At 63.6% G+C, this 19,893-nt stretch carries 20 protein-coding genes; 4 read left to right on the forward strand and 16 right to left on the reverse strand.

What is annotated here, in order from left to right; all coding sequences use genetic code 11:
• Positions 1-24: 24 nt before the first annotated feature.
• Entirely contained in the window at positions 25-234 is a 210-nt protein-coding gene (locus LDZ21_RS07610) for a dodecin (RefSeq protein WP_035970618.1), read from the forward strand.
• A gap of 84 nt (positions 235-318) precedes the next feature.
• Here LDZ21_RS07610 and LDZ21_RS07615 read toward each other — a convergent pair whose 3' ends face one another.
• The 4 genes from LDZ21_RS07615 to LDZ21_RS07630 form a co-directional block, all read right to left on the reverse strand.
• Entirely contained in the window at positions 319-1,404 is a 1,086-nt protein-coding gene (locus LDZ21_RS07615) for a BMP family ABC transporter substrate-binding protein (RefSeq protein WP_244792464.1), read from the reverse strand.
• A 202-nt stretch (positions 1,405-1,606) separates the two neighbouring features.
• Complete coding sequence (locus tag LDZ21_RS07620) at positions 1,607-2,536, reverse strand: ABC transporter permease (protein ID WP_035970622.1); 930 nt, start codon at positions 2,534-2,536, stop codon at positions 1,607-1,609.
• Between the two features lie 11 nt (positions 2,537-2,547).
• Positions 2,548-3,654: an ABC transporter permease gene (locus LDZ21_RS07625; protein ID WP_244792466.1), complete on the reverse strand. Its 1,107-nt coding sequence runs from the start codon at positions 3,652-3,654 to the stop codon at positions 2,548-2,550.
• Positions 3,651-5,228, reverse strand: coding sequence for an ABC transporter ATP-binding protein (locus tag LDZ21_RS07630; RefSeq protein ID WP_244792468.1), 1,578 nt, complete (start codon positions 5,226-5,228; stop codon positions 3,651-3,653). The genes LDZ21_RS07625 and LDZ21_RS07630 overlap by 4 nt, the downstream gene beginning before the upstream one ends.
• A gap of 268 nt (positions 5,229-5,496) precedes the next feature.
• Here LDZ21_RS07630 and LDZ21_RS07635 point away from each other — a divergent pair, with 268 nt between their 5' ends.
• Complete coding sequence (locus LDZ21_RS07635) at positions 5,497-6,429, forward strand: LysR substrate-binding domain-containing protein (RefSeq protein WP_035969423.1); 933 nt, start codon at positions 5,497-5,499, stop codon at positions 6,427-6,429.
• Positions 6,430-6,441: 12 nt separating this feature from the next.
• Here LDZ21_RS07635 and LDZ21_RS07640 read toward each other — a convergent pair whose 3' ends face one another.
• A complete protein-coding gene (locus LDZ21_RS07640) occupies positions 6,442-7,800 on the reverse strand; it encodes an 8-oxoguanine deaminase (RefSeq protein ID WP_244792470.1) in 1,359 nt (452 codons plus the stop codon).
• Positions 7,801-8,248: 448 nt separating this feature from the next.
• Between LDZ21_RS07640 and uraH the strand changes: the two genes are divergently transcribed.
• Together uraH and LDZ21_RS07650 are read left to right on the forward strand one after the other, a co-directional pair.
• Entirely contained in the window at positions 8,249-8,602 is a 354-nt protein-coding gene (uraH, locus tag LDZ21_RS07645; RefSeq protein ID WP_244792472.1) for a hydroxyisourate hydrolase, read from the forward strand.
• Between the two features lie 66 nt (positions 8,603-8,668).
• The gene (locus tag LDZ21_RS07650; RefSeq protein ID WP_244792475.1) at positions 8,669-9,862 is read left to right on the forward strand and encodes a urate hydroxylase PuuD; all 1,194 of its coding nucleotides are present in this window, start codon (positions 8,669-8,671) and stop codon (positions 9,860-9,862) included.
• A 45-nt stretch (positions 9,863-9,907) separates the two neighbouring features.
• Here the strand turns inward: LDZ21_RS07650 and ltaE are convergent, their stop codons facing one another.
• The 11 genes from ltaE to LDZ21_RS07705 all read right to left on the reverse strand — a co-directional run bounded on the left by ltaE (position 9,908) and on the right by LDZ21_RS07705 (position 19,684).
• Entirely contained in the window at positions 9,908-10,915 is a 1,008-nt protein-coding gene (gene ltaE / locus LDZ21_RS07655; protein WP_244794795.1) for a low-specificity L-threonine aldolase, read from the reverse strand.
• A 135-nt stretch (positions 10,916-11,050) separates the two neighbouring features.
• Entirely contained in the window at positions 11,051-11,551 is a 501-nt protein-coding gene (locus tag LDZ21_RS07660) for an ureidoglycolate lyase (protein ID WP_244792477.1), read from the reverse strand.
• On the reverse strand, positions 11,548-12,558 hold the full coding sequence (alc, locus tag LDZ21_RS07665) for an allantoicase (RefSeq protein WP_244792479.1): 1,011 nt from the start codon (positions 12,556-12,558) through the stop codon (positions 11,548-11,550). Before alc ends, LDZ21_RS07660 begins: the two co-directional genes overlap by 4 nt.
• A gap of 33 nt (positions 12,559-12,591) precedes the next feature.
• Positions 12,592-13,113 carry a 2-oxo-4-hydroxy-4-carboxy-5-ureidoimidazoline decarboxylase gene (uraD, locus tag LDZ21_RS07670; RefSeq protein ID WP_244792481.1) on the reverse strand — a complete coding sequence of 174 codons (522 nt, stop codon included), beginning with the start codon at positions 13,111-13,113 and terminating at the stop codon, positions 12,592-12,594.
• Entirely contained in the window at positions 13,110-14,069 is a 960-nt protein-coding gene (gene puuE, locus LDZ21_RS07675) for an allantoinase PuuE (RefSeq protein WP_244792483.1), read from the reverse strand. The genes uraD and puuE overlap by 4 nt, the downstream gene beginning before the upstream one ends.
• 99 nt (positions 14,070-14,168) lie before the next feature.
• Positions 14,169-14,903: an aspartate/glutamate racemase family protein gene (locus tag LDZ21_RS07680; protein WP_244792485.1), complete on the reverse strand. Its 735-nt coding sequence runs from the start codon at positions 14,901-14,903 to the stop codon at positions 14,169-14,171.
• 24 nt (positions 14,904-14,927) lie between these two features.
• Complete coding sequence (locus LDZ21_RS07685) at positions 14,928-16,436, reverse strand: NCS1 family nucleobase:cation symporter-1 (RefSeq protein ID WP_035969440.1); 1,509 nt, start codon at positions 16,434-16,436, stop codon at positions 14,928-14,930.
• A gap of 317 nt (positions 16,437-16,753) precedes the next feature.
• The gene (locus LDZ21_RS07690) at positions 16,754-17,488 is read right to left on the reverse strand and encodes a GntR family transcriptional regulator (RefSeq protein ID WP_244792487.1); all 735 of its coding nucleotides are present in this window, start codon (positions 17,486-17,488) and stop codon (positions 16,754-16,756) included.
• 296 nt (positions 17,489-17,784) lie between these two features.
• Entirely contained in the window at positions 17,785-18,705 is a 921-nt protein-coding gene (ldcA, locus tag LDZ21_RS07695) for a muramoyltetrapeptide carboxypeptidase (RefSeq protein WP_244792489.1), read from the reverse strand.
• Between the two features lie 5 nt (positions 18,706-18,710).
• Entirely contained in the window at positions 18,711-19,289 is a 579-nt protein-coding gene (gene tadA, locus LDZ21_RS07700) for a tRNA adenosine(34) deaminase TadA (protein ID WP_404980519.1), read from the reverse strand.
• Entirely contained in the window at positions 19,286-19,684 is a 399-nt protein-coding gene (locus LDZ21_RS07705) for a DnaJ family domain-containing protein (RefSeq protein WP_244792491.1), read from the reverse strand. Before LDZ21_RS07705 ends, tadA begins: the two co-directional genes overlap by 4 nt.
• Between the last annotated feature and the right edge of the window lie 209 nt (positions 19,685-19,893).

Genomic DNA, 19,893 nt, shown 5'->3' on the forward strand with positions numbered 1-19,893 from the left:
CGGACACATCACAAGGAGAACATCATGACGGAACACGTCTATAAGCAGATCGAACTCACTGGCTCGTCGACGCAGTCGAGCGATGACGCCGTGCGCGTCGCGCTGGCGAAGGCATCGAAGACGTTGCGCAACATGCATTGGTTCGAAGTGACGGAAACACGCGGACACATCGAAAACGGTCAGGTACTGCACTGGCAGGTGACGATCAAGGTCGGTCTGCGCATCGAAGACTGAACTCGAGCGTTTTCTCGACCGCTATCAAGAAAAAACCGCGCCCCATGGGCGCGGTTTGTCGTTTGGCGAGAGAACAACAGCCGCTTACTTCGGCAGCGAGCCGTCCACGCCTTCCACGTACCAGTTGATCCGCTGCAATTCCGGATCGGACAGCGTCTTGCCGGCCGGCACCTTCTCCGCGCCCGACTGGTCCTTGATCGGACCGCTGAACACATCCCACTTGCCCGTGTGCAGTTCTTCGCGCTTTGCAGCGACAGCCTGCATCGCCTTCGCCGGAATCGCGCCGCTGTTCAGGTCTTCCAGGTCCACGGCCTTTTGCGGGATGCCGAGCCAGACCGGATCGTTCTTCCACTTGCCGTCCAGGACCTTCTGGATCACGTCGCTGTAGTACACGCCCCAGTGCGCGACCACGGAGCCGAGATGGGCGTTCGGGCCGAACTTCTTCATGTTCGAATCCCAGCCGAACGCGTAGACGTGCTTTTCGTTCGCGGTATTGAGCGTGGCGTTGGAATCGGTGTTCTGCAACAGCACGTCCGCGCCCTGCCCGATCAGCGTTTCAGCCGCCTGCTTTTCCTTGCCCGGATCGAACCAGCTGTTGATCCAGATGACCTTCGTGTGGACCTTCGGATTCACCGAACGCGCGCCCATCGTGTATGCGTTGATGTTGCGGACGACTTCGGGAATCGGCACCGATGCGACGAAGCCGAGCGTGTTGGTCTTCGTCACGTAGCCGGCAGCGACGCCTGCCAGATATGCGCCCTGATACATGCGCACGTCGTACGTGCCGAAGTTCTTCGCTTTCTTGAAGCCGGTCGCCGACAGGAAGACCGTATCCGGGAAGTCCTTCGCCACTTTCAGCGCGAAATCCTGATAGCCGAAGCTGGTCGCGAAGATGACCTTGTTGCCCTTGTTCGCGAGATCGCGGAAGACGCGCTCGGAGTCCGCCGATTCCGGAACGTTCTCGACGCGCGTGATCTTGATCTTGCTGCCGTACTTCGCTTCGGCTTCCTTCGTGCCGGCGTCGTGCGCGAACGTCCAGCCCGCATCGCCCGGATTGCCGAGATAAACGAATGCGACGCCCGGGGCGTCCGCGGCCTGCGCGCTCGCCGCCGCGAGAGTCGCGGACAGCGCGACCGTGGCCGTGATCGCCTTCAGTCCTGCTTTATTCATTGCGTGATTCTCCTCGTGAATGTTGTATGCAACACAGAAACGGTTCGCTTGAAGTTTGTTCTGTCAAAAAACGCGGCGATAGCGCCGGCATGCGATGCGGCGTGCCCGCAACGGCACCGCGCGCAGTTCACGAAATGGTTCTTTGCATGCGGCGCGTTGCATGCAAAAGACCGCATGCAGAAAACCAAAAAACCCTGGCCCATCAACTGGCCGCGAAAAACGGCTTGCCGAGCGATGCCGGCGCGTTGAGCTTGATCGTGTTCGGATTGCGCGAAATCAGCACGAGCACGACGATGGTCGCGATATACGGCAGCATCGCGAGAAACTGCGTCGGCACCGGCACGCCGATGGCCTGTGCGTAGAACTGGAGCGCCATCACCGCGCCGAAGAGCAGCGCGCCGATGAGCAGCCGCCCGGGCCGCCATGTCGCGAACACGACGAGCGCAAGCGCAATCCAGCCGCGTCCCGACGTCAACTGCTCCTGCCAGACGTGCAGATAGACGATGGAGTAATAGCCGCCCGCGATGCCGGCCATCGCTCCGCCGAAGAGGGTCGCGCCGTAACGCACGCCGACCACTGGAAAGCCCACCGAATGCGCGACCGCCGGCGATTCGCCGACCGAGCGCAGCACGAGCCCCGCACGCGTCTTGTACAGAAACCAGCCGATCAGCGCGAACATCGCGAACGCAAGGTAGCCGAGCGGCGTCAGCGAGAAGATCGCGGGGCCGAGCACGGGAATGCTGGAGAGGCCCGGAATCGGCATCACGTCGATACCGGCGCGCACCGCCGCCGACGTGTACGGCTTGCCGACGTACGCGGAGAAGCCGATGCCGAAGATCGTGAGCGACAGGCCCGTCGCGACCTGATTCGCGAGCATCGTGATGGTGAGAAAGCCGAAGAGCAGCGCCATCGCGAGTCCTGCGAACACCGATGCGCCGATGCCGAGCCACGGGTTGCCGGTGATCGCCGTGACGGCGTAACCGGTGACCGCGCCCATCAACATCATTCCCTCGACGCCGAGGTTGAGCACGCCCGATTTCTCCGCGACGAGCTCGCCCGCGCCCGCGAACATCAGCGGAATGGCCGCGACGACCGCACTCGACGCGAGATTGCTGGCTTGGTTGATGTCCATCTTCTTCTCTCTTAAGCGACGTGATGCGCGGGCGTGCGACGCCGGATGCGGTAATTGACGAACAGATCGCAGCCGAGCAGGCAGAACAGCAGCAGGCCCTGGAACACGCCTGCCAGCGCCTGCGGCAACTGCAGCGACGTTTGCACCGCTTCGCCGCCGAGATAGAGCAGCGCCATCAAGAGACTGGCGAGCACGATGCCGACCGGATGCAGCCGTCCGACAAACACGACGATGATCGCCGTGAAGCCATAGCCCGGCGACCAACTCGCCTGAAGCTGCCCGATCGGGCCAGCCACTTCGCCCATGCCGGCAAGCCCCGCAAGGCCGCCCGACAAGAGGAGCGACGTCCAGATCGTCTTCTTGTCGGAGAAGCCCGCGTAACGCGCGGCGAGCGGCGCGAGACCGCCGACGTTCATCCGGAAGCCCGCGAAACTCTTGCGCATGAAAAGCCAGACGAGCGGCACCGCGATCGCCGCGAGAAACACCGATGCATTGATGCGCGTGCCCTTGAGCCAGATCCAGTGCCAGTCGCCGTAGAGGCGCGGAAACAGCGCATCGTCAACGAACATCGCGGAGATCGGAAAATTCATGCCTTCTGGGTCGCGCCACGGACCGCTCACCAGATAGATGAGCAACTGCGTCGCGACATAGGTCAGCATCAGGCTGGTGAGAATCTCGTTGGTGTTGAAGCGGCTTTTCAGCAGCGCGGGAATCGCGGCCCAGGCCATGCCGCCCGCGACGCCGCCCGCCATCATCAGCGGCAGCGTCCACCAGCCGGAGGCATCGCCGGCATGAATCGCAATGCCGCCCGCGACGATCCCGCCAAGCAGCATCTGCCCTTCCGCGCCGATGTTCCACACGTTCGCGCGATAGCCGACAGCAAGCCCGAGCCCGATCAGACACAGCGGCGACGCCTTCAGCACCAGCTCCGACCAGCCGTTCACGTTCGAGAGCGGTTCGATGAAGAACGCATGCATCGCACGCAGCGGGTCCTGGCCGACCACACTGAAAATTAGAAAGCCGATGACGAGCGTCGCGACTGCGGCGATCACGGGCACGGCGAGTTGCATGACGCGCGACGGCGTCGGGCGCGCTTCGAGTCGATAGGGAAAGATCATGCTTTGTGGCTCAAGGAGTCGGATTCGGCGGCGGCGGAGCGCTTGCCGTCGAAGAGGCCCGCCATGAAGAGGCCGATTTCCTCGGCGTTGGTCTCGCCCGTCGCGCGCACCGGCGAGAGCTTGCCGCGCGCAAGGACGGCGAGTCGGTCGCAGATGTCGAAGAGTTCTTCGAGTTCCTCGGAGATCACGAGAATGGCGACGCCCCGCGCCGCGAGATCGAGCAACTGCTGGCGGATGAAACCGGCCGCGCCGACATCGACGCCCCACGTCGGTTGCGCGACGACGAGCACCTTCGGCGCCTGCAATATCTCGCGCCCGACGATGAACTTCTGCAAGTTGCCGCCCGAAAGACTTTGAGCGAGCGCACCGCTGCCGCCGCAACGCACGTCGAATGCTTCGATGCAGCGGTCGGCGAATGCTTTCACGGCGTTCGATTTGATCCACCCGCCGCGCACCAGCTTTTGACGATGCGCGGTCAGCAAGCCGTTATCGGCAAGCGACATCGCCGGAACCGCGCCGCGTCCGAGGCGTTCTTCGGGCACGAACGCAAAGCCGAGCCGCCGGCGCGCGCCCGCGGTAAGCCGCGCGGCGGGCGTGCCGCAGATGGCGACGGCATCGGGGGCGGCGCGACGATCGCGGATTTCCCCCGACAGCGCCGAGAGCAACTCCGCCTGGCCGTTGCCCGACACCCCGGCGATGCCGAAAATCTCGCCCGCCCGCACCCCGAACGACACGTTTTCCAGCGACGTGCCGAACGGATCGGGGCTCGCCACGGATAGATTCTTCACCGCGAGCAGCACATCGCCCGGCGTATGCGCGCGACGCGTGTAATCGGGCAGGCTGTGGCCGACCATCAGTTGCGCGAGCGACGCGTGCGTTTCCTGGCGCGGATCGACGTTGCCGGTCACGCGGCCGCCGCGCATCACGGTGGCGTTCTCGCAAAGCGACTGGATCTCGTCGAGCTTGTGGCTGATATAGAGGATGCTGCAGCCCTCCGCCGCGAGCCGGCGCAGGACCGTGAAGAGCTTTTGAACGGCTTGCGGCGTGAGCACGGACGTCGGTTCGTCCATGATGAGCAGACGCGGATTCTGCAACAGGCAGCGCACGATCTCCACGCGCTGACGCTCGCCGACCGTCAGGCTGTGAACGTGCCGCTGCGGATCGACATCGAGCCCATAGTCCGCCGATACCTCACGGATGCGCTTCGACAGCGCCTTCATGTCGAACTTGTCGTCGAGCGCGAGCGCGATGTTTTCAGCGACGGTCAGCGTCTCGAACAGCGAAAAGTGCTGAAACACCATGCCGATGCCGAGCTTGCGCGCCGCCGCCGGACTGCCGATTTCGACCGGTTCGCCCTGCCAGCGAATCTCGCCTTCATCCGGGCGCACCGCGCCGTAGATGATCTTCATCAGCGTGGATTTGCCCGCGCCGTTCTCGCCGAGCACGGCGTGAATCTCGCCCGGCATGACGACGAGGTTCACGCCGTCGTTCGCCCGCACGGACGGATACTGCTTGCTGATGCCGGACAACGCCAGGCGCGGTGGCGTCATCGACTTCGAAATGGCGTCGCCCATTGAGTTCAGAGAGTGCGCCCGGCCACCGAGCAGGCCGGACTGGAAAAATTACCGCGACAGCGAACGACCCTGGGAACGTCGCGCAGTTTCATGCCGCGGGCAGAATTTACAGAATTCGGGACACGAAGTCGATCACTCAAAATACACGCGGCTCCCCGCCCAGCCCATCATCGCGGGTTAGTCACACCTTGACGCCATGTTTCTGTCATATTAAAAAACATATGGTGCACCCCTGCATCGATCAGCCAGAACATATAGTGGAGATAACATGAGTCAGCAACGCGAGGCGATCGATACGTACTTATTGCGCGTCTTGCATACCTTGCTGATGGAGCGCAGCGTCACCCGCGCGGCCGTCAAGCTCAACCAGTCACAACCCGCCATCAGCGCCGCGCTGCGCCGGCTGCGCGACATCACCGGCGACCCGCTTCTCGTGCGCGGCAAGTCCGGCATGGTGCCCACCGAATACGGCCTGCGCCTCCTGGAACCGACTCAAAACGCCTTGCGCGAAATCGAGCGCATCAAGGTTCAGCAACATAACTTCGATCCGTCGACGTCCGTGCGCTGCTATCGCATCGGCTGCCCGGACTATCTGAATGTGCTGTTCGTGCCGACCGTCGTCGAACGCTTCCGCCTGGCCGCGCCGAACGCGACGCTGGAGTTCCATTCGCTCGGGCCGGCGTTCGACTACGAACTCGCGCTGGAAGACGGCAAGCTCGATATCGTCGTCGGCAACTGGCCCGAGCCGCCCGAGCAACTGCATCTGTCGAATCTGTTCGTCGACAAGATCGTGTGTCTCGTCAGCAACACGCATCCGTTCGCCAAGCGCGGCGGGCTCACGCTCGATCAATACCTCAACGCGCCGCATCTCGCACCGACGCCGTACTCCGTCGGACAACGCGGAGCAATCGACGTGCATCTGGCGCGCGAGCGGCTCAAGCGCCATGTCGTCGTCACGCTGCCGTACTTCAATCTCGCGCCTTACGTGCTCATCAAGTCGGACCTCGTGTTCACGACCACGCGGCTCTTCGCCGATCACTACGCGAAGTTCCTGCCGCTCGCAGTCGTGCCCGCGCCGCTCGACTTTCCTCCGATGCAGTACTACCAGTTGTGGCACGAGCGCTGCCATTATTCGGATGAAGTCCGCTGGCTGCGCGGCCTCGTCGCGGAAGCCACGCGGTCGCTGATCGATCAGCCCTGACGGTGCAGCGCGTTATCGCGCGCGGTCCGCGAGATCGCGCGCGAGCGCGTTATGCCGCTCGACGACCGCGCGCAAGTCCACCGTCGCGAGCCGCCCTTCCTTCACGACCACTTTTCCATCGATGACGCTCGTCGCAACCTGCGACGGCGCGCAGAACACCAGCGCCGCGACCGGATCGTGCAACGCACCCGCAAACGCCGGCTGCGACAGATCGAACGATACGAAGTCCGCCGCCATGCCGGGCGCAAGCGCGCCAATGTCGTCGCGGTTGAGCACTTTAGCGCCGCCCAGCGTCGCGATTTCGAGGGCTTCGCGCGCCGTCATCGCGCCGGGGCCGAAGCCGACGCGCTGCAACAGCAGCGCCTGACGCACTTCGCCGACCATCTGCGCGCCATCGTTCGACGCGGAACCGTCCACGCCGAGGCCGACCGGCACGCCGGCGTCGCGCATCGAACGGATCGGCGCAATGCCGGACGCAAGCCGCATGTTCGAGCACGGACAATGCGCGACGCCCGTCCCCGTGCGCGCGAAAAGCTCGATGCCCGGCTTGTCGAGCTGGACGCAGTGCGCGTGCCATACGTCGTGACCGACCCAGCCGAGGTCTTCCGCGTATTCGGCGGGCGTCATGCCGAACTTCTCGCGGCTGTATGCGACATCGTTTACGTTTTCCGCCAGATGCGTGTGCAGCGACACGCCGTAATCACGTGCGAGCGTCGCGCTGTCGCGCATCAGTTCGCGGCTGACCGAAAACGGCGAGCACGGCGCGACGACCACGCGCAGCATCGCGTAGCGGCCTTCGTCGTGATACGTCTCGATCAGGCGTTGCGAGTCCTTCAGAATCGCGTCTTCTTTTTCGACGACCGAATCCGGCGGCAACCCGCCGTCCTTCTGTCCGACGCTCATGCTGCCGCGCGCCGCATGAAAGCGCATGCCGATGTCGCGCGCGGCCGCGATGCTGTCGTCGAGCCGGCTGCCGTTCGGATAGATGTAAAGATGATCGCTGGATGTCGTGCAGCCCGAGAGCAGCAGTTCGGCCATCGCGGTCGTCGTCGATACGTGGATCATCTCGGGCGTCAGATGCGCCCACACCTTGTAGAGATTCGTGAGCCAGCCGAACAGCTCGGCGTTTTGCGCGGCGGGAATCGCACGCGTGAGACTCTGATACATGTGGTGATGCGTGTTGACGAGGCCCGGCACGACGAGATGGCCGCGCATGTCGAGCACCTCGTCGGCTGTGTCAGGCAGTTCGCTCGTCGGTCCGGCGGCGACGATGCGGTTGTCTTCGATATAAAGCCCGCCATCGGCGATTTCGCGGCGATCCGCGTCCATCGTGACGAGCATGTGAGCGTTCTTGACCAGCAGTGTGTGCATCGATGATTCTCCGTCGACGGTTCGATCAATGAGTAAAGGACCAGATATCCGCAAAAAATCCCGGTTACCCAGCGTCGATCGCCGTCTTCGGGACGCGCATTGCTGCGTGCTCTGGCACTGTCCGCAGCCAAAAACATCGCCGCAATTAGGCAGGCGTCATAGTCGTCTTCAGTCCTGCGATATGGGCGCGATTTTTGGCGAAGGTAGCATCGCCTGACGAGCGCCGCGTGTGCCGTCATGCGAAAACATGCGCCCGGCATTATCTTTCCTATCGCGGGCGCACGGCGCATCTCAAATTTCTACAATGCTGTACACGGCGCGCATCTGACAACGCCGACGGGTATGTAGCCACTGACGTGGAGCCTCGATCCGCCGCCGCCGCACGCTTCCCGGTGCGGATCTGGATCGATGCGCGAGCCGGACATCGCACAACACAAGGAACATGCGAATGGGCAAGCTCACCACCCACGTCCTCGACACCGCGCACGGCCGCCCCGGCGCGAACATCAAAGTCGAGCTGTTCGCGCTCACCGGCGACACCCGCCGCGCGATCAAGACCACCCTCACCAACGACGACGGCCGCTGCGATTCCCCGCTGCTCGAAGGCGCGGAACTCGAAACGGGCGAATACGAACTCGTCTTCCACGCAGGCGATTATTTCGCGGCGTACGGCGTCAAAGTGCCCGAGCCGCGCTTCGTCGATCGCGTGGTGCTGCGCTTCGGTATCGCCGATGCAGCGGCGCATTACCACGTGCCGCTGCTCGTCTCGCCGTGGGCGTACAGCACCTACCGCGGCAGTTGATGACCGGCGAAACACACGGCACGGAACAGCACGCGTGCATATAACGAATCGGTAGTGGAGGAGTTTATGGAAGGCTTTATCACCGACTGGCTCAATCTGGCCTTGCGCTGTCTGCACGTGATCGTGGCGATCGCGTGGATCGGCGAGTCGTTTTACTTCGTCGCACTCGACAACAGCCTGAAACCGCCGCAGGACCCGAACGCGCGCCGGCGCGGCGTGTTCGGCGACTTCTGGCACGTCCACGGCGGCGGGTTCTATCACATGCAGAAGTATTCGGTCGCGCCGCAGGACATGCCCGAAAACCTGCACTGGTCGTTCTGGCCGTCATACACCACGTGGATGTCGGGATTCGGTCTCTTCCTCGTGCTGTATCTGCTGTCGCCGAGCACGTATCTCATCGACAAGAACGTGCTCGACATGGGACCGGTGGTCGCCGTGGCGTCCGCGATCGGCTTTCTGCTGGCGGGCTGGATCGTGTATGACTCGCTGTGCCGTCTGCTGGGCACGAAGGACAAGTTGCTGGGCATTTGCGTCGGCATCTATGTGCTGATCGCGGCTTTCGTCGCATGTCACGTGTTTTCGGGCCGTGCGGCGTATCTGATCACGGGCGCAATGCTCGCGACGATCATGTCGGCCAACGTGTTCTTCGTGATCATTCCGGGGCAGCGCAAGATGGTCGCGTCGATGCTGAAGGGTGAAACGCCGAACGCGATCTACGGCAAGCGCGGCAAGCAGCGCTCGGTCCACAACACGTACTTCACGCTGCCGGTCGTCTTCGCGATGCTGTCGAACCACTACGCGATGACCTACACGCACAAGTACAACTGGGTGATCCTCGTGCTCATCATGCTGGCGGGCGCGCTGATCCGTCAGTTCTTCGTGATGCGGCATCGCGGGCAAGTGCTGTGGTACATGCCCGTCGCGGGTCTCGTGCTGGTGCTCGGCGCCTTTGCCTGGACGATGCCCGCGCCCACCGTGCCAGTCGCGCAAGCCGCTGGCGCCCCGACGATCAAGGTCTCCGACATTCAGCCGATCATCCAGCAACGCTGCGCGACGTGTCACTCCGCGCATCCGTCGATGATGGGCAGCGCGCCCGCCGGCGTCGTGCTCGACACGCCCGCCGAGATCAGGCAGAACGCGCAGCGCGTGCATCAGCAGGCGGTGACGCTGAAGGCGATGCCGCTTGGCAACGTCACGCAGATGACCGACGCCGAGCGGCAGAAGATCGCCGCGTGGTTCAACGGAGGCGCGGTGCAGTAAGGCGTCGCGTCAGAAGAACAAATGGCCCGCTCGGGCCATTTGTCTTTAGCGGGCCGCGAAGTAAGCCTTCACCGCGTCGATGACCGTATCGATATCCTCGCGCGACACATCCCGGTGCGTGACGAACCGCGACGCATACAACATCTGCGTGAGAATGCCGCGCTCTTTGAGCCACGCTTCCAGCCGCTCGCAATGCGCTTGCGGAATCTGCGCGAACACCATGTTCGTCGCCTGCGACTGAATGACGATACCGTCGATTTGCGCGAGCCCTGCCGCAAGACGCGCGGCGTTGTCGTGATCCTGCGCGAGCCCCGCGACGTGATGATCCAGCGCATAAAGACATGCCGCCGCGAGCAAACCCGCCTGCCGCATCCCGCCGCCGAGCACCTTGCGCCAGCGCGACGCGACGTCGATCAGCGCCTTCGGACCCACGAGCACCGATCCGACCGGCGCGCCGAGCCCCTTCGAAAAACAGATGGATACCGTATCGAACGGTGCGCACAGCTCGCTCACCGGGCGGTCCGAGGCCACCGCCGCATTGAACACGCGAGCGCCATCGAGATGCATCGACAGTCCGCGATCGCGGCCGAGCTTCGCCGCCGCTTCCACATACGAAGCCGGCAGCACCTTTCCACCGATGGTGTTCTCCAGCGCGAGCAGCTTCGTGCGCGCGAAGTGATTGTCGATCGGCTTGATCGCCGCCGCGATCTTCTCGAGCGGCAGCGATCCATCGGGCGCGTTTTCGAGCGGCTGAGGCTGGATGCTGCCGAGCACCGCCGCGCCGCCGCCCTCGTACTTGTACGTATGCGCCGCCTGGCCGACGATGTACTCGTCGCCGCGCGCGCAATGCGCCATCAGCGCGGCGAGATTGCTTTGCGTGCCGCTCGGGAAGAACAGGCCCGCTTCCTTGCCGGTACGCCCGGCGAGCGTCGACTGAAGCTCGATGACGGTCGGATCGTCGCCCCACACATCGTCGCCGACCCGGGCGGCGGACATGGCCGCGAGCATCGCCTGGCTCGGGCGGGTGACGGTATCGCTGCGCAGGTCGATCATGCGTTCGGGCATCGTGGGCATGTAGGAATCGCTCTTCGGGAAGGAGTCGTCTATGGTAGCCGTTTCGGACATTGCAAACAAAAAGACCGGCGTTTCGCGCGCCGGTCTTTCAGGTCAACTTCGATGCCGATGACGCTATCGCAGCGCCTCGTCCGTCAGCCACAGTGATTCGCTCAGGTCTTGCTCGTTGAGATTGCGCCCTTCCCCGCTGCGATCGACGACGATGAAATCGCTGACCTTGTCCAGCGCGAGCAGCGGATGATGCCAGACGCCCTTCGCGTAGTTCACGCCCTGCCAGCCGCGCGTGACGAAGGCGCGAATCTTCGATTCGTCGAGATCGCCCGCAGGCGCGACGACGACGAGATACGGGCGGTCGTCGAGCGGCACGAACGCCTGGCTGCCGAGCGGATGCCGCTCCAGCATCTTCACTTCGAACGGCAAGGTGCGCGGCTGCCCGCGAAACAGATTGACGATTGCGCGGCCGCCCTCGTCGGTCACGTCGACGTTGCAGAGGTCGTGAAAGCGAATCGTGGTGCCGAGGTTGATCGGAATCTGCTTCGCGCCTTCCAGTTGGATGACATCGCCGAAAGGCTCGAACGCAGCGCGCGTCAGCGGTTCGATGGCCAGCTTTTTCATGCGAGCGTTCCGAAAAGACGCAGCCGCGACACGCCGCCGTCCGGGTAGATGTTGAAGCGCACGTGCGTCACCGGGCCGAGCGCGGCGAGTTCGGATTCGAAGAAATGCTGCTTGTCCATCTGCAATTTCTGTTCGCCCAGCAGCACCGGCCAGAACATCGCCTGTGTAACCAGTGAGCTGTCCGTGCCGCCCGTGACGTACGCGGCCTGCAGCGAACACCGGTCTGGGAAATTGCCCTTGAAGTGCGCCGTGTCCACTTCGACCTTCTTGATGATGCCCGGCTGCGCCAACGCGACGATGCACCAGTCGTTGCCCGGTTCACGACGGCGGCGCGTCTCCCAGCCATCGCCCATGTTGACGCCGCGGCCCGGCATCAGAAGCGTCGAGGCGAGCCCGAAGTGCTGGTTGTTCGTGCCGACCATGTACGCGCCGTTTTCCATCGCGGCGAGGTCGAACAGCTCGTTGCGATCCGCGTTGCGCCAGTCGAGTTGCGGCTGGCCGTACACGCGCAGACGCGCGATGCCGCCATCCGGATAGATATTCACGCGCAAGTGCGTGAACGGCTGCTCGGTGCTGACGTCGAGATAGTGGTGGCTATTGCCTTGCAGCGTCGTCGACGGCACGACTTCGCTCCATTGCGTCGACTGGTTCGGCGCGCCGTCGGCGACATGCGCGCCTTCGATCGACGCCGCCGGCGGGAAGTTGCCGGTGAAGTGGCTCGTATCCAGGTCGATGCCCTTAATGACGCCCGGCCGCGCCAGCTTGACGATGCACCAGTCATAGCCCGTCGTGCGCTTGCGGCGCGTTTCCCAGCCGTCCATCCACTTGCCGTGATCGTCGTACTTGCCGGGGATGAACACGGCCGGCTCGGGGTTCAGCATGCGTTCTTTCGGCGCGAAGAAATCGTCGCTCGCCTCAAGCGCCTGCGCGCCGAGACGCGGGTCCGCGAGGTTCACATAGCGGCGCGTGAAGTCGGGCGCGTTGGGATCGAGTGTCGGAATTGCCATTGTCTTCGTCCTTGGAATTTACGGGTGAATGGATCAGGCCGCGATGAGGTCGTCCAACCTGAAGCGGGCGATCCGGTAGATCTGATCGAGACTCGTGCGAAGCTCTTCGGCGCGGTCGTGATTCACCCGCTCTTCGAAGTTCGCGATGATGCCGTGACGGTCGTAGCCGCGCACAGCGAGGATGAACGGGAAGCCGAACTTCTGCCTATACGCCGCGTTCAGCGACTGCAGCTTGTCGAACTCTTCCTGCGTGCAGAGGTTCAGGCCCGCGCCGCTTTGCTCGCGCGTCGATTCAGCCGTCAGTTCGCCGCGCACCGCCGCCTTGCCCGCGAGTTCCGGGTGCGCGTTGATGAGTGCAAGCTGCTTCTCGTCGCCGGCCGTTTCGACCGCCTTCGACATTGCCGCGTGCAGCGCGTCGATGCTCTCGAACGGCCGCTGCTGCGCCGCGATTTCAGCGACCCACGGCGAGTGTTCGAAAATGCCCGCGAGCACGGTCACGAACGCATCGGCGGGCATGGCGTTGAGCTGGTCGAGTGTGGTTTGCATCGCTTTCATGCCGCCGTCCCGTGGTTGGTGTCGCTGTTCCCCTGATACGGATGATGCTCGCGCCAGTGCCGCGCGATATCGACGCGCCGCGTCACCCACACGCGATCGTGCTGCTCGATGTGATCGAGAAACTTCTGCAGTCCGCGGAAGCGCCCCGGACGTCCCAGCAGCCGGCAATGCATGCCGATGGAAAGCATCTTCGGCGTGTCCTCGCCTTCTTCGTAGAGGACGTCGAAGGCATCGCGCAGATACGTGAAGAAGTGATCGCCCGTGTTGAAGCCCTGCGGCGTGGCGAAGCGCATGTCGTTGGTATCGAGCGTGTACGGAACGATGAGTTGCGGCGTGGTCTTGCCGCCCGTCACTTCGACGTCCATCCAGAACGGGAGGTCGTCGCCGTAGTAGTCGGAGTCGTATAGAAAGCCGCCATGCTCCGCCACCAGCCGATGCGTGTTCGGGCTGTCGCGCCCGGTGTACCAGCCGAGCGGACGCACGCCGGTGACGCGCTCGATCGCTTCCATGCCGAACCGCATGTGTTCCGCTTCGCGCTCGGGCGACATGTCCTGATAGTGAATCCATCGATACCCGTGACACGCGATTTCATGCCCCAGTTCGACGAACGCCTTCGCCAGTTCCGGATGCCGCTCGATCGCCATGCCGACGCCGAACACCGTCAGCGGCAAACCGCGCTTCTCGAACTCGCGCAGAATGCGCCAGACGCCGGCGCGCGATCCATACTCGTAGATCGATTCCATGCTCATGTGACGCGACGGATACGACGCGGCGCCGACGATCTCCGACAAGAATTGCTCCGAGCCGGGATCGCCGTGCAGCACGCAGTTTTCGCCGCCTTCTTCGTAATTGAGCACGAATTGCACGGCGACGCGCGCGCGTCCCGGCCAGTTCGCCTGCACGGGGTGGCGACCGTAGCCGATCAGGTCGCGCGGATAGTTCGGATCAAGAGACATGGCTGGGTCAGGAAGCTGGGCGTTGAAGAACGGATTGTCGACGATTCAGTGTAGCGAAAAGGCCCGCACGCGCCCATACAGCGGCGCAGATAGTGGCAATCAGCGCGGACTGAAATCGGCGAGCACGCCGTCGTAGCGTTTTGCGAGCGGCCGGGCGTAATCGCCGCGCTTTGCCGTATGCAGCTTGAGCGCGGCGAGCGCCTCCGCCCACTTGACCGCCGCCGTCACGCCTTCGACGACCGGCGCACCGATCGCAGCCTCGACTTCGCGGCAGAACTCGGCCATCCCGGCGCAGCCGAGCACGATCGCGTCCGAGCCGTCTTCGTCGAGCGCGCGCCGGCATTCGTCGATGATGGTCGCCCGCGCCGCCGATCCCGGCTCGTCGAGCTCCAGCACGGCGACGTTCGTCGCACGCACGTTCTTGCAGAAGCGCGACATGCCATAGCGCTCGGCCAGATGCCACGCCATGCCGCAGGTGCGCTGCAGCGTCGTCACGACCGAAAACCCGGGCGCGATGACGCTCGCCGCGTGCATCGCCGCTTCCGCGATGCCGATCACCGGCCCGCGCGCCAGCTCGCGCGCCGCATACAACGCCGGGTCGCCGAAGCACGCGATCACGTAGGCATCGACGCCCTGCCGCTCGCCCGCTTCCACTTCGGCGAGCAGACCGAGCGAGGCGAGCGCCTCGTCGTAATAGCCTTCGATGGACGGCGGGCCCATTGTCGGACTGACGGCGATGATTTCCGTGCCGGGCGCGGCGACTTCGCGGGCGCAGCGGGCCATCGAATCGGTCATGCGCTGCGTCGTGTTCGGGTTGATGAGTTTGATGCGCATTGCTGTCTCCTTGCTCTCTTCGTCTTACGCTGCGCGCTTGCGATCCGCCAGCACCCAGTAAAACACCGCACCTAGACCCGCGCCGATAAACCACGAGAAGTTCGCGGCGCCTTCCAGCGACGGCAGCATCACGCAAAGAATCGCGATGACGGCGGCCGGCAGGAGCGCCATCACCGCGCGGCGATTCACGCCCTTCGTGTACCAATACCGGCCGCTTTCGGAGGTCGTGTAGAGATCGTCCACCGCCAGCTTGCCGCGCTTGAACAGATAGAAGTCGACGATCAGCACGCCGTACAACGGCCCGATGAAGCTGCCCAGAATGTCGAGCGTGTAGTGAATCACGGCCGGATTGTTGAACAAATTCCACGGCGTGATGAAAATCGACGCGGTCGCGGCCAGCATGCCGCCCATGCGCCAGCTGATGAGACGCGGTGCGACGTTCGAGAAATCGAAAGCCGGCGACACGAAGTTGGCCACGATATTGATGCCGATCGTCGCGATGGTGAACGTCAGCGCGCCGAGAATCACCGCCGTCGGATGATCGATGCGGCCCACGGTTTCGACCGGATCGGTAATCAGTTGTCCGAACACCGGCAACGTTGCAGCGGTCGTGATGACGGTCACGAGCGAGAACGCCAGAAAGTTGACCGGCAGACCCCAGAAGTTGCCCCGCTTCACGCTGCGAAAGCTCTTGCAATAGCGCGAGAAGTCGCCGAAATTCAGCATCGGCCCGGAGAAATAGGACACGACGAGCGAGATGGCGGTGATCATCACCGGCACGACTTCCATGCCGTGATACTTCACGCCGCCGAGATTCAAGCCGATATTGCCGATGCCCGCGCGCCACACCATATAGCCAGCAAGAATGAACATCACGACATAGACGGCGGGACCGGCGAAGTCGATGAACTTCTTGATCATCTCCATGCCGCGCCAGAACACCACGGCCTGCAGTACCCACAGCAGCATGAAGCCGGCCCAGCCGAGCGCCGACAGCCCGACGAAACCGAAGCGATGCACATCGGCATATGGCATGAGCGAAGGCACGAACTTCAGCACGACGATGACGAGCGCACTCGACGCCAGATACGTCTGAATGCCGTACCACGCGACCGCGATCAACCCGCGAATCACAGCGGGAATGTTGGCGCCAAGCACGCCGAAGGTCGCGCGGCACGCCACCGGATAAGGCACGCCCGCCACCTGGCTCGGCTTCGCGATGAGATTGCACAGCACGTTCACGAGCCCGATGCCGATCAGAAGCGACACGAGCACTTGCCAGCTCGTGAGACCCAGCGCGAAGAGACTGCCCGCGAACACATAGCCGCCGACGCTGTGCACGTCCGACATCCAGAACGCGAAGATGTTGTATGCACCCCAGGTCTGGTTCTTCAGGGGCGCGAGGTCTTCGTTATAGAGGCGATCGCTGTAGCCGGCGGGCATGCCGGTTTCATGCGCGGGGGATTGTCCGTCGTACTGGTTCTCGTACGGCGGCAGCGCGGAACTGCCGGGCGTTGCACTGAACTGAGCCATGACATCTCCTTGGATGGGCGGCTTGCGGAATGAAAAGCGGCAAAAGCTCGGACGACATGCGTCTATCGGATACCTTCGGCGGTCCGGGCAAACGCCCAGGCCACGCGCGGCTTTCTTCGGATTTGCTCAAGTCTCACGGCGTCGTGCCAAGAGCGAACGGGACTCGTGCCCGTTCGCCCGCCGAGGGACGTTTTCATTGCACGCTCAGGCGAGCGTTTCGTTCAGTGCTGCGCATGCTGCGTGCGCCGCGCATGCGTCTCTCCACGCGCTCTGCTTGCGAGCGCGGTCTCCGGTAAGTCATGTGTTGCTACGACGCGTCACGCGCCGAACGCTTTCTCGCGTTCGCCGGCACGTGCGAATACTTCCTTCAGGTCGACGGCGCCGCGCGCGGGCCGCTCGAGCATCTTCAGTTCGACATCGCGCAGATGCTGCGCCATCAATGCGGACGCTTTGGCGGCGTCGCCGGCATCGAGTGCGGCGAGAATCGCTTCGTGGTCCTCAAAGGAACACGAACTCCTGCCGAGCGATTCGTACAGCGCCGAAATCAGCGTCGAGCGCGCGACCAGTCCGGCGAGGCAGTCGCACAGCACCGTGTTGCCGGTGAGCGCCGCGAGTTCCGTATGGAAGTCGCCGGACAGCCGAATCCACGCGGAAAAGTCGTGATTCTCGAAAGCGCGGCGTTCGCGCCCGATCGTCGCGCTGATCGACTTGAGCCGGCGCGTGCCGTGCCCCTTCCCGATCCGCTCGACGACCGCCAGTTCGATGATGCGGCGCATCTCGAATACTTCATGCACTTCCTGCAAAGACGGACTTGCGACGAACGCCCCTCGATTCGGTTCGAGGTCGACGAGCCGTTCGTTCGCCAGTTGGGCAAGCGCCTGACGGACCGGACCACGCTTCACATCGAACACTTCGCACAACTGCGCTTCGGTCAGCTTCGCACCCGGCGCGAGGCGATGCTCGAGGATCGCGGCGCGGATGCTCTCGGCGATCGACTCGGCACTGCCACCGGCTAAAGTGCTCGATGCAGCACTCGGTTTAGTGTCGGACATGATGTGCTCGCTTGCATGTTAAGCATCTTAGAATCGACATAAAGATTGTCAACAATTCAATTTGATTTCTGAGTGTGGGATGTCGTTTGGGGCAGCGCGGGCTCACCTCAACGCCTTTAGCTACGGCCTTCTCGCTGGATTCCATAAACCTTTGTCAGCATTGACGGCACTTTTTTGTCGACAATATTCTCACCGTCTTCGCGGCAATGTAGTCCGCGGTGATTGGAGAAAAAGACCGTTAGTTGCAGACGGACATCTAAAGAAAGGCGCTCACACAGAGCGCCTCGTGCAAACCGTCAAACCAGGTGGGGATAGTCGCTCATTGTCAGCTTGAAGCCGCGCTCAGTCGTCACGAGATGCGCCGTCGCACCGAAGGGCAGCGTCAGCAGGTTCTCGACGTGTCCGAATTGCAAACCGGTCACGAACGGCACGCCGGTGACCGCCCTCACCTGCTCGATCATCGCCTCAAGCGTGTAGCCGTTGTCGTACTCCGAAAGCCGACCGCCTGAGAATTCCCCCATCACGACTGCCTGTTGCCGTCCGAGCACGCCCGCCTGATGAAGCTGATAGATCATCCGTTCGATGCGAAACGGATGCTCGTTCACATCCTCAATAAACAGAATGCCGCCATCGACAGGCGGCAGGTACGGCGTGCCGACCAGCGCCGCAAGCATCGCGAGATTGCCGCCCCACAACATGCCTGTCACGTCGACGGACTGGCGCTGCGGCGCGTGGCTCGTCACGGTGAAATTCGGACGCGAGATCGCGTGCCAGAAGTTGTGCATGGTGAACGTGCTGACGTTCTCCGCGCCGAAATCGCCGGCGAACATCGGGCCGCCAAAGCTTTTCACGGCGGCCCGAGCGTACAGGGCGCACTGGATCGCCGTGAAATCGCTGTGGCCGACGAGCGCGACCGGCTGATCGGCGAGCCGTCGCAGACCGTCGTAATCGAGGCCGTGCAGGATGCGCGATGCGCCGTACCCGCCGCGCACGGCGAGGACGATATCCGGCAGCCGCCGCGACGGGTCCGCGAGGCGGTTCAGATCGGCGGCGCGTTCGCTGTCGGTGCCGCCGAAGCGCTGGAAGCGCCGGCGCGTCGCTTCGACGTTCTCCACGCGATGCCCCTGCGCCCGCAATCGCCCGATGCCCCGCTCCACGGCTGCCGGATCCTGCGGATAACCAGAAGGCGCGACGAGATCGATGGTGCGTGATTTCACGGTTTTTATGGTGTGTTGGTGAGTGATGCCTGGGCCTCGCGCGCCTGACGCGCGGCACGCTCCGCGCGTGCGAGGCGGCGTCGTTCGGCGAAGAAATTCTTGAGCGCATGACCGCATTCGTCGGCGAGCACGCCGCCCGTCACGCTCGTGTGATGATTAAGCTGCTCGTTCGCGAACATGTCGACGACACTGCCGCACGCGCCCGTTTTCGGGTCCGCCGCGCCGAACACCACCCGCGCGATGCGCGCATGCATGATCGCGCCGGCGCACATCAGGCAAGGCTCGAGCGTCACGTACAACTCGCAGCCGGGCAAGCGGTAATTCTGGAGCGTCCGGGCCGCTTCGCGCAGCGCGGCCATTTCGGCGTGCGCGGAGGGATCGTGACCGCCGATCGGATGATTGAACCCAGTCGCAATGACGTCTTCGCCCAGGACGATGACCGCGCCGACCGGCACTTCGCCCGCGCGGCGCGCTTCGTCGGCGGCGCGTTGCGCCAGCGCCATGAACCGGCGATCGCGCTCGCTCGCGGGATCGGCGGCCGCATCGGCCCTATCGGCCGTGTCGGGCGTGGAAATGACCGTCAAGATTCCTTCGACTCCGTCTCGCCCTGCGCCGCGGCGCGCTCGGAAAGCCGCTCGGCGATGCGCCGGCGATATTCATGCGGCACGCAGCCGCCGCCGCGCAGCGATTCGATCGCCATGTCGAGCGCGAGCATCTTCACCTGAATGCGGCAGCGGGCGGCAGGATCGGTCACCTTGTCCAGTTCATCCTGGAGACCGCGCAGCGCGCGGAGTTGTTCGACGGCGGGCGGGACAAAACCCGCGTTCTTGAGAATTCGATTGGCGACGCGTACTTCCTCGGGCACGAGGAGATCGTCGTCGAGCTGTTGCGGAACGCCTGCGCCGGGCAAGTCGTTAAACTCGCCGCGAGCCGCAGCTTCGTTGATCCGCTGTTCGACTAAAGCATCTAGCAATTTCATCGGGGATTTCGACCGGCTTTCATCCGATACGGGTGCGGTCTGTCGCGATTTGCGTGGTTAGCCTGAAGTCGGACGGCAGCCGGAATGACGCGCTCGCGCGTTGTTCGGCACATCTCGACAATCCATTTCGTATTCTAACAGTGGCCGCCTGTTGCCATCGGCGTCGCGCACGGGCGTTCGACGCGCGCGGATTTCGCGCCATCCGGCGG

It is taken from the genome of Caballeronia grimmiae, assembly GCF_022879615.1.
Lineage (GTDB): Bacteria > Pseudomonadota > Gammaproteobacteria > Burkholderiales > Burkholderiaceae > Caballeronia > Caballeronia grimmiae.

Bases quoted from the DNA above. Each gene is read 5' to 3' on its own strand.
- LDZ21_RS07610 (WP_035970618.1), top strand. From the start codon at position 25: ATGACGGAACACGTCTATAAGCAGATCGAACTCACTGGCTCGTCGACG.
- LDZ21_RS07615 (WP_244792464.1), bottom strand. From the start codon at position 1,404: ATGAATAAAGCAGGACTGAAGGCGATCACGGCCACGGTCGCGCTGTCC.
- LDZ21_RS07620 (WP_035970622.1), bottom strand. From the start codon at position 2,536: ATGGACATCAACCAAGCCAGCAATCTCGCGTCGAGTGCGGTCGTCGCG.
- LDZ21_RS07625 (WP_244792466.1), bottom strand. From the start codon at position 3,654: ATGATCTTTCCCTATCGACTCGAAGCGCGCCCGACGCCGTCGCGCGTC.
- LDZ21_RS07630 (WP_244792468.1), bottom strand. From the start codon at position 5,228: ATGGGCGACGCCATTTCGAAGTCGATGACGCCACCGCGCCTGGCGTTG.
- LDZ21_RS07635 (WP_035969423.1), top strand. From the start codon at position 5,497: ATGAGTCAGCAACGCGAGGCGATCGATACGTACTTATTGCGCGTCTTG.
- LDZ21_RS07640 (WP_244792470.1), bottom strand. From the start codon at position 7,800: ATGCACACACTGCTGGTCAAGAACGCTCACATGCTCGTCACGATGGAC.
- uraH (WP_244792472.1), top strand. From the start codon at position 8,249: ATGGGCAAGCTCACCACCCACGTCCTCGACACCGCGCACGGCCGCCCC.
- LDZ21_RS07650 (WP_244792475.1), top strand. From the start codon at position 8,669: ATGGAAGGCTTTATCACCGACTGGCTCAATCTGGCCTTGCGCTGTCTG.
- ltaE (WP_244794795.1), bottom strand. From the start codon at position 10,915: ATGATCGACCTGCGCAGCGATACCGTCACCCGCCCGAGCCAGGCGATG.
- LDZ21_RS07660 (WP_244792477.1), bottom strand. From the start codon at position 11,551: ATGAAAAAGCTGGCCATCGAACCGCTGACGCGCGCTGCGTTCGAGCCT.
- alc (WP_244792479.1), bottom strand. From the start codon at position 12,558: ATGGCAATTCCGACACTCGATCCCAACGCGCCCGACTTCACGCGCCGC.
- uraD (WP_244792481.1), bottom strand. From the start codon at position 13,113: ATGAAAGCGATGCAAACCACACTCGACCAGCTCAACGCCATGCCCGCC.
- puuE (WP_244792483.1), bottom strand. From the start codon at position 14,069: ATGTCTCTTGATCCGAACTATCCGCGCGACCTGATCGGCTACGGTCGC.
- LDZ21_RS07680 (WP_244792485.1), bottom strand. From the start codon at position 14,903: ATGCGCATCAAACTCATCAACCCGAACACGACGCAGCGCATGACCGAT.
- LDZ21_RS07685 (WP_035969440.1), bottom strand. From the start codon at position 16,436: ATGGCTCAGTTCAGTGCAACGCCCGGCAGTTCCGCGCTGCCGCCGTAC.
- LDZ21_RS07690 (WP_244792487.1), bottom strand. From the start codon at position 17,488: ATGTCCGACACTAAACCGAGTGCTGCATCGAGCACTTTAGCCGGTGGC.
- LDZ21_RS07705 (WP_244792491.1), bottom strand. From the start codon at position 19,684: ATGAAATTGCTAGATGCTTTAGTCGAACAGCGGATCAACGAAGCTGCG.